Annotated in this window: 12 protein-coding genes; 8 read left to right on the forward strand and 4 right to left on the reverse strand. The window is 33.5% G+C overall.

The window, feature by feature from the left end:
* Positions 1–73: 73 nt before the first annotated feature.
* The 5 genes from N7277_RS07210 (at position 74) to apaG (ending at position 6,354) form a co-directional block, all read left to right on the forward strand.
* Complete coding sequence (locus N7277_RS07210; RefSeq protein WP_274778899.1) at positions 74–478, forward strand: hypothetical protein; 405 nt, start codon at positions 74–76, stop codon at positions 476–478.
* A 75-nt stretch (positions 479–553) separates the two neighbouring features.
* Complete coding sequence (locus N7277_RS07215; RefSeq protein WP_274778900.1) at positions 554–1,591, forward strand: polyketide cyclase; 1,038 nt, start codon at positions 554–556, stop codon at positions 1,589–1,591.
* 180 nt (positions 1,592–1,771) lie between these two features.
* Positions 1,772–4,573 (forward strand): 2-oxoglutarate dehydrogenase E1 component, encoded by a 2,802-nt coding sequence (locus tag N7277_RS07220; RefSeq protein ID WP_274778901.1) that lies wholly within the window; start codon positions 1,772–1,774, stop codon positions 4,571–4,573.
* Between the two features lie 59 nt (positions 4,574–4,632).
* Positions 4,633–5,859, forward strand: coding sequence for a 2-oxoglutarate dehydrogenase complex dihydrolipoyllysine-residue succinyltransferase (gene odhB / locus N7277_RS07225; protein ID WP_274778902.1), 1,227 nt, complete (start codon positions 4,633–4,635; stop codon positions 5,857–5,859).
* A 108-nt stretch (positions 5,860–5,967) separates the two neighbouring features.
* Entirely contained in the window at positions 5,968–6,354 is a 387-nt protein-coding gene (apaG, locus tag N7277_RS07230) for a Co2+/Mg2+ efflux protein ApaG (protein ID WP_274778903.1), read from the forward strand.
* Between the two features lie 63 nt (positions 6,355–6,417).
* Here the strand turns inward: apaG and N7277_RS07235 are convergent, their stop codons facing one another.
* From N7277_RS07235 to N7277_RS07245, 3 genes are read right to left on the reverse strand one after another with little or no spacing between them, the layout of a single operon-like run.
* Positions 6,418–6,972, reverse strand: a complete 555-nt coding sequence (locus N7277_RS07235) for a 3'-5' exonuclease (RefSeq protein WP_274778904.1) — start codon at positions 6,970–6,972, stop codon at positions 6,418–6,420.
* A 21-nt stretch (positions 6,973–6,993) separates the two neighbouring features.
* On the reverse strand, positions 6,994–7,956 hold the full coding sequence (locus tag N7277_RS07240; protein ID WP_274778905.1) for a glycosyltransferase family 2 protein: 963 nt from the start codon (positions 7,954–7,956) through the stop codon (positions 6,994–6,996).
* Between the two features lie 13 nt (positions 7,957–7,969).
* Positions 7,970–8,872 (reverse strand): lysophospholipid acyltransferase family protein, encoded by a 903-nt coding sequence (locus N7277_RS07245; protein ID WP_274778906.1) that lies wholly within the window; start codon positions 8,870–8,872, stop codon positions 7,970–7,972.
* A 112-nt stretch (positions 8,873–8,984) separates the two neighbouring features.
* Between N7277_RS07245 and N7277_RS07250 the strand changes: the two genes are divergently transcribed.
* Complete coding sequence (locus N7277_RS07250; RefSeq protein WP_446715137.1) at positions 8,985–9,521, forward strand: thioredoxin family protein; 537 nt, start codon at positions 8,985–8,987, stop codon at positions 9,519–9,521.
* Between the two features lie 43 nt (positions 9,522–9,564).
* Here the strand turns inward: N7277_RS07250 and N7277_RS07255 are convergent, their stop codons facing one another.
* Positions 9,565–10,926, reverse strand: a complete 1,362-nt coding sequence (locus N7277_RS07255; protein ID WP_274778908.1) for an aldehyde dehydrogenase — start codon at positions 10,924–10,926, stop codon at positions 9,565–9,567.
* A gap of 172 nt (positions 10,927–11,098) precedes the next feature.
* Here N7277_RS07255 and N7277_RS07260 point away from each other — a divergent pair, with 172 nt between their 5' ends.
* Positions 11,099–11,905: an SDR family oxidoreductase gene (locus N7277_RS07260; protein ID WP_274778909.1), complete on the forward strand. Its 807-nt coding sequence runs from the start codon at positions 11,099–11,101 to the stop codon at positions 11,903–11,905.
* Between the two features lie 134 nt (positions 11,906–12,039).
* Positions 12,040–13,467, forward strand: a complete 1,428-nt coding sequence (gene purB, locus N7277_RS07265; protein WP_274778910.1) for an adenylosuccinate lyase — start codon at positions 12,040–12,042, stop codon at positions 13,465–13,467.
* Positions 13,468–13,519 lie beyond the last annotated feature (52 nt).

Genomic DNA, 13,519 nt, shown 5'->3' on the forward strand with positions numbered 1-13,519 from the left:
AGAAAATCGGGCTTGTAATTTTTTTGCAAGCCCGATTTTTAATTCTAAATTTGCTCAACTAAAAATTAAACAAATGAAAAAAATCAAATTTTTATTCACCGTAATGGCTGTGTTTTTTATGAGTCAAGTCGTTTCTGCGCAAACCAGTGAGTGGAAAGAAAAAACAGAGTTTCATAAAATTATGAGCCAAACGTTTCACCCTGCCGAAGAAGGAAATTTTGCACCAGTTAAAAGCAGAATAGATGAAATGGAAACCAAAGCTATTGCTTTCAAAAACTCAGAAATTCCTGCAGATTTCGGTAATAAAGAAGCTATTAAAAAATCTTTGAAAAAATTAGTGAAAGAAACGAAAGCTTTCAATAAAAAAATTAAGTCTGGAGCATCAGATGAAGCCCTTAAAAATGATTTTATGGCACTTCATGATACGTTTCACACGATTGTAGGACTTTGCAAAGCAGAAGACGAACACGAACATTAATCTATAAATATATGTAATGAGTAATGAGCAAAAGATTACATTTGCTGATTACTCATTATTATTTTAAACTATAATATGCGTTGGTATAAATTTGTAATTTATATAAGTATCTTTTTATTTTCGGTGTATGCCATTTCTATGCTTTTTTTTGAAGAAAGCAAAAGTTTTACTGTAGAAAAAGAAATTAATTATCCTATAGAAAAGGTTTTTCCGCAGTTTAACAATTTACAGAATTTCACCCAATGGAATGAATTTTTTCTTTCAAAAGAAGATTACACTTTCGCATTTTATACACCTTACGAAGGGCAAGGCTCTTCTTTGAATTATCAAAGCAAGAAAAATCAATCTGATTATGGAGATTTCTTTATCCGTTATGAGAATCCCTTTTCTACTCTTAAATATCAACTCTTCGAAGGAAAAAACGATAATCCATACAGCATTAATGTAAAATTTGTACCACAAGGAAACAAAACCAAGGTCATTTGGTTTGTTCACACCCCTAGATTGCCATTTTTGAAACGTTCGCTTAACTTACTTTCAGAAGATTTTGTAGCAGGAAATATAGACCAATCTATGGCAAATTTATCTCAACTGTTGAGTGGGAAAGTAGACAAAGAAATCTTACTTTCTAAAATTAAGTATGACACACTCATGGTCGAAAAGCAAGACGGCCAGTTACTTTTGGGGATTAATGTTTCTACAGTAAACAAAAAAGGGGATTTAATTAAAAATATAGAACTGAATCATAATAAAGTGATTAGTTTGGTAACCAGAGATTTAGTTAAAAAAGAAGATGAATTCGGTGTTCCACTTTTGATTACAGAGCCAGGAAGTTACAAAGAAAAAGAGGTTTCTTATTTCTATGGAGTTCCCGTGAAAAAAAGAGAAGGACTGTCTGATAATAATTTCAACTTTCGTACATTGAATGCCTCAGAAAACTACATCATGTATTATAAAGGCAGATATGAAAATAGAGTAAAAGCCATTGCTCAACTCTTGCAAAAAGCTCAAAAAGACAGCATGAGAAATGGTCAGTTGCAAGAAACTTTCATAGAAGCTCCGAATGCAAAAAAGGAAGTCACCATAAAAATTTCTTTACCAGTCTACAGATAGCGAAAAAACATCTTTTTTAACTACTTTTTAACATAATTTAATTTTATTTAACGATTTTTTAGGTTGAATAAATTTTTATTATGTAAACTATACCTTTTAACCACATTTTTAAGTTCCTTTATTCGCTTTTTTTTAGTAATTTTGCCTAAACTATACTTCTAACAAAGAAAAAGGCAGAAAATGGACAGATTTTCATTTCTAAATGCAGCACATTCTCAATTTATTGAAGATTTATATCAGCAATATTTAAAGTACCCAGATTCTATAGAACCTTCGTGGAAATCATTTTTCCAAGGTTTTGATTTTGCAATAGCAAATTATGGTGACGATGAGGTTTCTATTACCCAATTAGCTTCTAATGTAGTCGCTACTGGGAATATTCCAGAAAACATTGAAAAAGAGTTTAAAGTAATCAATTTAATTAATGATTACAGAAGACGTGGTCACTTGTTTACCAAGACCAATCCTGTACGTGAACGTAGAACGTATTCTCCAGATTTATCGATAGAGAATTTTGGTTTATCTCCAGCAGATTTACAAACCAAATTTAATTCTGCTACAGAAGCTGGTATGAATGGTGCAGCTACACTTCAAGAAATCATTAATCATTTAGAAAAAGGATATTGTGATTCTATTGGGGTAGAATATATGCATATTCAAAGCGTAGAAGAGAAAAAATTCATCAGAGAATGGATTAATGTGAATGAAAATCACCCAACTCTTTCTGCAGCTGAGAAAAAAGAGATTTTACATAAATTAAATCAAGCAGTAGCTTTCGAAAACTACTTGCATACAAAATTCGTAGGTCAAAAACGTTTCTCTCTAGAAGGTGGAGAATCATTAATTCCTGCGCTAGACCAATTAATTTCTCGTTCTTCTCTTCATGGAGTAGATGAGGTAATTCTTGGGATGGCTCACAGAGGTAGATTAAATGTTTTAACCAATATTTTCCAGAAATCTTACAAGCAGATTTTCTCAGAATTCGAAGGAAAAGAATTTGAAGAAGATGTATTCTCTGGTGACGTAAAATATCACCTGGGTTCATCTAAAAAAATAACTACAGCTTCTGGTGAAGAGGTAAGAATTAACTTAGTTCCTAACCCGTCACACTTAGAAACCGTAGCTTCTTTGGTTGGCGGAATTTCTAGAGCTAAAATTGACCACACTTACCAAGGAAATGCTAAAAAAGTATTGCCAATTGTTATCCATGGTGATGCTGCAATCGCAGGACAAGGAATTGTGTACGAAGTAGCACAGATGATGACGTTAGAAGGTTATAAAACAGGTGGAACGGTTCACATTGTAGTGAATAACCAAGTTGGTTTTACTACCAATTATTTAGATGCTCGTTCTTCTATTTACTGTACAGATATTGCTAAGGTTACAGATTCTCCAGTAATGCATGTAAATGCAGATGATGTAGAAGCAGTAGTTCACGCCATTAGATTTGCAGCAGATTATAGAGCACAGTTTGGTAAAGATGTATACATAGATTTATTAGGTTATAGAAAATATGGTCATAACGAAGGAGATGAACCAAGATTTACCCAGCCTAGTTTGTATAAAACTATTTCTAAACACCCTAATCCCAGAGAAATTTATAAGAAAAAACTCGTAGAAGAAGGAGTGGTTTCAGATGCTGTAATGTCTGAAATGGAAAAAGAATTTAAAAATTTATTAGACCAAAACTTTGATGAAGCTAAGGAAATCGAAAGAAATACCATGGCAATTTTCATGGAAGATGACTGGAAAAATTATGCTTCACTAGGAAAACTTCAGCAAGTTTTAGAAAAATATAATACCACTTATGATGTAGAAAAACTAAGAGAATTAGCCGTTAAAATTTCTACATTGCCAGCAGATAAAAAATTCATCAATAAAATCTCTAGATTATTCGAAGCCAGAGTAAAAATGGTAGAAAATAATGCTCTAGATTGGGCAATGGGTGAATTATTAGCGTATGGAACACTTCTTACCGAAGGCAGCACCATAAGAATTTCTGGTGAAGACGTAGAAAGAGGTACTTTCTCTCACAGACATGCAGTGGTAAAAACAGAAGATAATGAAGAAGAATACGTTCCATTAAAACAAGTTTCTGATAACAAGTTTGATATTTACAACTCTCACCTTTCAGAATATGGTGTTTTAGGTTTTGATTATGGTTATGCGATGGCTTCTCCTAATACTTTAACAATTTGGGAAGCACAGTTTGGAGATTTCGTGAATGGAGCTCAAATTATTATTGACCAATACTTAGTAGCAGCAGAAGAAAAATGGAAAGTTCAAAACGGTTTGGTAATGCTTTTACCTCACGGTTTCGAAGGACAAGGTGCAGAACACTCTTCAGCAAGATTAGAAAGATTCCTCAATTTATGTGCAAACGGAAACATTATTGTGGCGAATTGTACTACACCTGCGAATTATTTCCACTTATTAAGACGTCAGCAAAAATTCCCATTCAGAAAACCATTGGTGGTGATGACACCTAAATCATTACTTCGTCACCCAAGAGTAATTTCTACTGTAGAGGACTTAGCAAACGGAAGTTTCCAACCAGTAATTGATGATGTTACAGCTCAACCAGAAAAAGTAGAAAAATTAGTTTTCTGTTCTGGTAAATTATACTATGAATTACTGGCTAAGAAAGAAGAATTAAATGATGATAAAGTTGCTTTGGTAAGAATCGAACAATTATATCCATTGAATCCAGAAATTATTCAAGGTATTTTCGATAAATACTCTAATAGAAAAGAATTTGTTTGGGCGCAAGAAGAGCCAGAAAATATGGGAGCTTGGACATATATGTTGCGTAATTTCCGTAACGAAAACATTCAAGTAATCGCTCCTGTTGCAAGTGGAACGCCAGCTCCTGGTACTCATAAGAAATTTGAGAAAAACCAAAAAGGAGTCATCAATAGAGTTTTCGGGATAGCAGAAGAGAATGTAGAGTTAGTAAAACCTATTACCACTGTAAATGACTAAAAAATAGTTAACCTTCAAAAGAAAACTTACTTAATATTTAAAATAAAAAAATACATACAATGTCAATACTAGAAATGAAAGTTCCTTCTCCGGGAGAGTCAATCACAGAAGTAGAAATTGCAACTTGGTTGGTAAAAGACGGAGATTATGTAGAAAAAGATCAAGCAATTGCTGAAGTAGATTCAGACAAAGCTACACTAGAACTTCCAGCAGAACAAGCAGGGATCATTACCCTAAAAGCGGAAGAAGGAGAAGTAGTAAAAGTAGGTCAAGTAGTTTGCTTAATTGATATGAGTGCTGCTAAACCAGAAGGTGCTGCTGCTACGGTTGCAGAAGCTCCAAAAACTGAAGAAGCTCCAAAAGTAGAGGCTCCAAAACCTGCTGCTGCTCCAGCTGCTACTTACGCTACCAATTCGCCATCTCCAGCTGCTAAGAAAATTCTAGACGAAAAAGGAATTGATGCTTCTGCAGTTTCAGGAACAGGTAGAGACGGAAGAATTACCAAGGAAGATGCGCTTAATGCAACTCCTGGTGCTCCAGCAATGGGTGTTTCTTCTGGTAACAGAGCTCAAACCACTACTAAACTTTCAGTTTTGAGAAGAAAATTGGCTGCGAGATTGGTTTCTGTGAAAAACGAAACAGCAATGTTAACTACCTTCAATGAAGTTGACATGTCTGAAATTTTCAGAATCAGAAAACAATACAAAGAAGAATTCGCTGCAAAACATGGAGTAGGTCTTGGTTTCATGTCTTTCTTTACAAAAGCGGTAACCAGAGCTTTACAGATGTATCCAGATGTAAACGCAATGATTGATGGAGATTATAAAATCAACAACGAATTCTGTGATATTTCTATCGCTGTTTCTGGCCCTAAAGGTTTAATGGTTCCTGTATTAAGAAATGCAGAAAACCTTACTTTAAGAGGAGTAGAAGCAAGTATTAAAGAACTAGCAACCAAAGTAAGAGATGGTAAAATCACCATCGAAGAAATGACAGGCGGTACATTTACCATTACCAATGGTGGTGTTTTCGGGTCTATGCTTTCTACACCAATTATCAATCCACCTCAATCTGCAATTTTAGGTATGCACAACATTATCGAAAGACCAGTTGCGGTAAATGGCAAAGTAGAAATCAGACCAATGATGTATTTAGCAGTTTCTTATGACCACAGAATTATTGATGGTAGAGAATCTGTAGGTTTCTTAGTTGCAGTAAAAGAAGCGCTAGACAATCCAGTAGAAATTCTAATGGGTGGCGACGAAAGAAAAGCCCTAGAACTTTAATTTCTTAGAAAAAAAAGTCATAAATATTAAGTATTTATGAAATAAATAACTCCCGCTGATTTTTCGGCGGGATTTTTGTTATCTTTATTTCATCATAAAATTTTAAAAATGTATTCTTCAATTACTCAAAACATCAAAGTTTCTGTAATCCCAGAATATGATGTTAAAAACTCCTTTCCTGCAGATAATCGCTTTGTTTTCAGATACAATATTGTCATAGAAAACCTAGGAAATGATGCAGTAAAACTCATGAAAAGAAGGTGGCTTATTTATGATGTAAGTTTCGGATTTACAGAAGTGATGGGAGATGGCGTAATCGGCATGACACCAGAATTACAACCAGGAGAGTCTTTCAGCTACTTTTCTAACGTCATTTTGCGTTCAGGAGTAGGTAATATGCAAGGAAATTACATTTTTAAAAATTTAGAAACTCTAGAAAATTTTGAGTCTGATATTCCTAAATTTAATCTGGTTTCAGAAGTCCTTTGCAATTAGTTTTAAAATAAAAATTCACGTAAAGAAGTCGGAGCTGGTGTTCTGACTTTTTTATTTTAGATATTATAAAACTTTCAAATTCTTACTAAAAAGTGCTGGTAATTCATCATTTTCAGTAATCAGAAGTCTTTCAAAGGCCAATAAAGAAATTTTAGCGCAGACTTCTGCATCTGCTCCAGCTCGGTGATGCGTAAATTGTATATCATGACAGTTAGCGAGGTTTTTCAAACCATAACTCGTTAGATTTTTCCAAGATTTTTTGGCAATCTGTATGCTGCAGAGATATTCTGTTTTAGGCTTGAAAATTCCATAATAATCAAGGCAACTGCGCAAAACTCCTGCGTCAAAAGAAGCATTGTGGGCAATCATAAGATTTCCGTAGAGCAAATCTTCTATTTCGTACCAAATTTCGTCAAAAGTAGGAGCATGAGCTACATCTTTTGGATAAATCCCATGAACATTGATGTTGTGTGGATTGAAATAAGGGAAACTCGGCGGTTTAATGAGCCAAGTTTTGGTTTCTACAATTTCAGAATTTTCTACCACGCAGATTCCTAATTCACACGCAGAGTTTCTCTCGTGTGTAGCTGTTTCGAAATCTAATGCAACAAAATTCATGTGTATTTTTTTGAAATAATATTAAAGAAAATGTTTAAAAATCAACCATTTACTTTGGTAATAGTCTTTAATTTGATGTTTGCTTCTTAATTTTAAACTTTCGGCAAACATTCCATAAAAACCAAAATGTGCTTTTAGTACGGCAATTAAGTGAGGGAATCCATCTTTCATCCCGAAATAAATGCCTGCAATTCCATCTAAAACCAATCTTAATGGAATAATCCAAAAAAGACTAGAAGTAGGTAAGTTTTTAAGGAGCATGGTCAAATTGTTTCTAAAATTAAGAAACGTTTTTTGTGGAGATTGCTTGTTAAGTGTTCCACCGCCAACATGAAAAACAGTAGATTTTCCGCAATAATAAATTTTTCTTCCAGCATTTTTGAGACGCCAGCATAAGTCTATTTCTTCTTGATGGGCAAAAAATCTTTCATCAAAACCTTTCATCTTCCAGAAATCCTCTCTTCTAATGAATAAAGCACAACCAGTTGCCCAAAAAATCTCTTTTTCATCATCATATTGTCCCAAATCTTCTTCTATCGTTTCGAAAACTCTCCCTCTACAATAAGGATAACCAAGATGATCAATCATCCCGCCTGCTGCACCTGCAAATTCAAAATATTTTGAATTTTTAAAAGCCCTAATTTTAGGCTGAATTGCAGCGATATCAGGATTTTTGTCAAAAAGTTCCAGAATAGGTGTAATCCAATTTTCGGTCACTTCTACATCAGAATTCAGCAAACAATAGATTTCTTCATTTATATGTTGTAAACCTTCGTTGTAACCACCAGCAAAGCCAGAGTTTTTAGCATTGATGATGATTTTTACGGTAGGGAAATATTTTTCTACAAAAGCAACAGAATCATCTGTAGAAGCATTGTCTATTACATAAACCGTAGCTTCGTCAGAATATTCTAACACGTTTGGTAAGAATTTTTCTAACCATTTTTTTCCGTTCCAATTGAGTATAGCGATAGCAGTTTTCAAAATAAAATTTTCGTTAAATAGGGTAGTCTTTTCCTTGGTACATCATTTCATCAGTAAGACGGTTTTTATATTTCCATCTTTTATGTGTCCAAAGCCAGTTTTCAGGTTGTTTTTTGATGAGTTCTTCTAATAATTTCATGTATTTAATCACCAATTCTTCACCTTCGAATGTTTCGTTTTCTGGAGTGATTTCTGAGAAGGTTAATTGATATTTACCGCGTCTTACTTTAATGATTTCTGTAAAACAATACATGAGATTTTCTTTATTTGGCAACCTGTTGTACCCTGTAAAAACAGGAGTCCTTTGATTTAGGAAGTTTACACCAAGTTGGATTTTGGTTTTAAACGGAGATTGATCTGCAGCAAAGCCATAAAGAGAATTTCCATCACTTTTTTCAGTGAAAAAATGTTTCATTACATTTTTTGTTTCCAGTAATTTAATTCCGAATTTTGCTCTAGACTGAATGATTTTTTTGTCCCAAAAATCGCTTTCTAGTTTTTTATAAATGCCATAAAAATTTTCTTGAGGGACATTGTTTTGTAAAGCAATAGAAAGTTCCCAGTTAAAATTATGCCCAGCCAATAAAATCACATTTTTCTTTTCTTCATGCGCTTTTTTTAAAACATCGAGACCTCTATAATCTACCAATTCAGAGAGTTCTTTTTCGCTTATTGAGAAAATTTTAAGTGTTTCTATCATAAAATCGCCAAAGTTTCTAAAAAACTTTTTGCTGATATCTTTCAATTCTGCTTCAGATTTCTCGGGGAAAGAATTTCTAAGATTTTCTAAAACCATTTTCTTTCGATACCCGATTATATAATAATTAAGGTAGAAAAATACATCCGAAAAGCGATAGAGTACTTTTAAGGGAAGTTTAGAAAAAAATAATAATATTTGGAATGATAATTGGTTCACGGTTCTAAATTAAGTTGCAAATTTACAAAATCATTACTTTAGTTGTTTATTTATTATATTTGAACCGAAATAAAAATCGAAAATACTAACTTCATCTTACAGAAATATGAACATTAAAAAATCAATACTAAAATTAGCTTTTGTGAGCATTTTGTTGCCAACTGTTTTTTCGGCACAAACTTCTACTTTGACAGGAGCTGAAAAATTAGAAGCTAAGAAAAAATCAGAAGCAGAAAAGGCCTCTTATGCAAAACCTTATGACGAAGCCGAAAATGCAGAACAAAAAATTGCAGAATTGGTAAAAAAAGCGAAAAAAGAGAATAAAAACATCATGCTACAAGCAGGAGGAAACTGGTGTATTTGGTGTTTGAGATTTAATAATTTCGTGCAAACTACCCCAGAATTAAAGAATTTGGTAGATGAAAATTACATTTATTATCACTTAAATTATTCTCCGAAAAATAAAAACGAGAAAATTTTTGCGCAATACGGAAATCCCGGTGAAAAATATGGTTATCCTGTTTTCATAGTTCTTGATAAAAATGGAAAGCAAATTCATACGCAAGAAAGCGGTTCGCTGGAAGAAGGAAAAGGCTACAGCCTAGAAAAAGTAAAAACGTTCTTCGAAGCTTGGAAACCTAAAAAATAATAAAAAAAGAGTTGAAATTTTTCAACTCTTTTTTTTGTAAATTTTACAATAATTTTTTCAAAATATTGAGCTTAGCGTTAGAATAAGGAGGATATTTCAATTCTGGCTCTAGATAATTAGATTTTTTGAGAATTGCTTTTTGATGAGAAAATGCAATAAATCCAAATTTTCCATGATAATGCCCGATTCCAGAATTTCCTACACCTCCAAATGGAAGTCTGTCATTGCTCAAATGCATCAAAGTATCATTGATACAGCCGCCACCAAAACTTAATTTCTCGGTGAAAAGTTCTTGTTCTTTAGCATCATTGCTGAATAAATAGGCAGAAAGCGGTTTTTCACCTTCCACTACGGTTTGCATTGCAGTTTCTAGATTTTTATAAGTCAAAATCGGTAAAATAGGACCGAAAATTTCTTCTTGCATTACTAAATCCTCCCAAGTTACGTTGTCTAAAACAGTAGGTGAGATGTATCTTTTTTCACGGTTAGTTTCGCCTCCGAAAACCACTTTTTCGTGGTCAATCATCTTTTCTAATCGGTCAAAATTCCTCTCGTTGATGATTTTACAATAATGGTCTACGTTATCAGTATAGTTTCTTTTTTTGATTTCTTCGATGAGAACTTTTAAAAATTTCGCTTTAATATTTTCTGCAACGTACAGATAATCAGGTGCTACACAAGTTTGACCAGCGTTGATGAATTTTCCCCAGACAATTCTTCTCGCTGCAATGTTTAAATCAGCTTTTTCGGTCACGAATGCTGGAGATTTTCCACCCAATTCTAAAGTTACTGGCGTTAAATGTTCTGCAGCAGCTTTGTAAACGATTTTTCCAACTCTTGGGCTTCCAGTGAAAAATATTTTGTCAAATCTTAGTTTTAAAATCGCTGTGGTTTCTTCTACACCGCCTTCTACCACGTATAAAAATTGAGCATCAAAATTTTCATTGATGAGTTTTGCCATGGCTTTCATCGTGCTTTCAGGCAGTTCGCTGGGTTTAATCATGCAAGTGTTTCCAGCGGCAATTGCAGCAATTACAGGTGTTAAAGTCAATTGATAAGGATAATTCCACGCACCGATAACCAAACAGTTTCCGAGCGGTTCAAAAACGATTTTGCTGCTTCCCATTTGGTTTACAATATTGGTGAGAACATTTTTGGGCTTGGCAAAAGATTTTAAATTTTTTAAATAATAGTCGATATCTTTATAAACAAAAGAAATTTCAGTGCCGAAAGTTTCAAATTCAGATTTCCCGAAATCTTGATAAATGGCATCATACAGTAATTTTTCATTGCTTTTTACTACTTTTTTCAGCTTTTGCAATTGTGCTTTCCTGAAATTTAAGTCTTTGGTAGCGTGAGTGTTAAAAAAAGTTTTCTGTTGTTGTAAAATATCAGCGTAATTCATTATTTTAGACATTGATTTTCACAAAGATAAAATAAACTGTAGATTTTTGATGCAATATTTTCTCAGTTTTCAAAAGACTTTATGTGAGAAATAATAGTTTTTAGAATTTTAAAGAAAACGAATGCTTTTCTGAAGTATCTTACCCTGTTTAATAAAAGAAAAAATAATTGATATGGAGTTTAAAAATAAAAAAGTACTGATTACAGGTGGTTGCTCTGGAATTGGTAAAATCATGGCAAGAAAATCTCTGGAAAGAGGTGCCTCAAATTTGATTATTTGGGATATTAATGAAGAAGGTTTAGCCAAAACTAAAGAAGAATTTGCAAAATTTGGGAAAGAGATTTCTACATATAAAGTAGATGTTTCTAATCTAGAGGAAATTAAAAACGCTGCACAAAGAGTAAGAACAGAAGTGGGAAAAGTAGATATTCTCATCAACAATGCAGGAATTGTAGTAGGGAAATATTTCCATGAACATACCCACGAACAAATTCAGAAATCTCTATTGATTAATGCTAACGCTTTAATGCACATCGCACTAGAATTTTTACCAGAGATGATGAAAGAAAACTCTGGAGCCATTTGTAATATCGCTTCTTCAGCAGGATTGATTTCTAATCCTAAAATGTCTGTTTATGCAGCTTCAAAATGGGCAGTAAACGGTTGGAGTGATTCTTTAAGATTAGAAATGCAACAACTGGGTAAGAATATTTCTGTCACTACGATTATGCCTTTTTACATCAACACAGGAATGTTTGACGGAGTTAAATCTAAATTACTTCCGATTCTAGAACCAGAACCAACTTCAGAAAGAATTATCAAAGCCATAGAAAAAGGAACCAAGATTTTGGCAATGCCACTTCCTTATTGGTTTATCCGTCTTTCACAAGGAATTTTACCAATTCCAGCCTTTGATTGGGTGATGAAAAACGTCTTTGGAATTTATGATACCATGAAGGATTTTACGGGCAGAAAATAAATATGAAACGCAGGAAATTTTCCTGCGTTTTTTATTGAAAGTTAATTAAATGTTAATTTTCTTTAAATAAATTGGTGCCAAAAGCATTATTATCGTATTTTTGAGCATCTAATAAAAGTAAAAAAAGACCTTCGATGAATTCTTATAAAAATCCATTAGAAGAGCGCTATTCTAGTGAAGAAATGCTCTTCAATTTCTCGCCTAATCAGAAATTTAGAACTTGGAGAAAACTGTGGATTGCGCTCGCAGAAATAGAAAAAGACCTCGGTTTAGACATTACCGATGAGCAAATTGCTCAGCTCAAAGAACATTCAGAAAACATAGATTTCGAAAAAGCAGCACACTACGAAAAGAAGTTTCGTCATGATGTGATGGCACATGTTCATACCTATGGAGATGTAGCACCATTAGCTAAACCAATCATTCATTTAGGTGCAACTTCGGCATTTGTAGGAGATAATACAGACCTTATTCAAATTAGAGACGGACTGCAAATTATCAGAAAACAATTGGTGAATGTGATTAAAAACCTTTCTGATTTTTCACTTCAATATAAAGATTTACCAACGCTTGGTTTCACACACTTTCAACCGGCACAGTTAACTACTGTAGGAAAACGTGCTACGCTTTGGTTGCAATCTTTACTTCTGGATTTAGAAGAATTAGAATTTTTCCTCGAAACATTAAGATTTAGAGGTGTAAAAGGAACCACAGGAACCGCAGCAAGCTTTTTAGAGCTTTTTAACGGAGATTATTCTAAAGTGAAACACTTAGACAAAGAATTGTCCAAACGTTTTGGTTTTGAAAAAGTTTTCGGAGTTTCTGGTCAAACTTACGATAGAAAAATTGATGCAAAAGTTTTGGCGTTATTGTCAAATATTGCACAATCTGCTCATAAATTCACCAACGATTTAAGACTTTTACAGAATTTAAAAGAAATAGAAGAACCTTTTGAGAAAAATCAAATTGGTTCATCTGCGATGGCTTACAAACGTAATCCTATGCGTTCTGAAAGAATTTCTGCATTAGCAAAATATGTGATGTCATTGCAAAATTCATCTGCAATGGTAGCGGCTACTCAATGGTTCGAAAGAACTTTAGACGATTCTGCAAATAAAAGATTAACAATTCCTCAAGCGTTTTTAGCAGTAGATGCTATTTTATTGATTTGGAATAACATTATGAATGGTATCGTAGTATACGAAAACAGAATTCATAAACATATTATGGAAGAGCTTCCGTTTATGGCGACAGAATACATCATCATGGAGGAAGTAAAAGCAGGTGGTGACCGACAGGAAATTCACGAAGTGATACGCGTTCATTCTATGGAAGCCTCGAAAAAGGTAAAAATGGAAGGCAAAGAAAATGACTTAATCGAAAGGATCATGAATGACGACTCCCTGAAATTAGACAAGTCGAAATTAAAAGAGGTTCTAGACCCTAAAAATTTCATCGGCTTCGCACCTATCCAAACCGAGGAATTTGTTCAGCAAGAGATTCAACCTGTTTTAGAAAAATACGCCGACCTAATTGGCTTAGAATCAGAACTAAAAGTATAAATTTGTGCAGCGTTGTCGCTGCACTTTTTGTTAATATTAATAAAAATAAATT

Source organism: Cloacibacterium sp. TD35, assembly GCF_028864635.1.
Classification (GTDB): Bacteria; Bacteroidota; Bacteroidia; order Flavobacteriales; family Weeksellaceae; genus Cloacibacterium.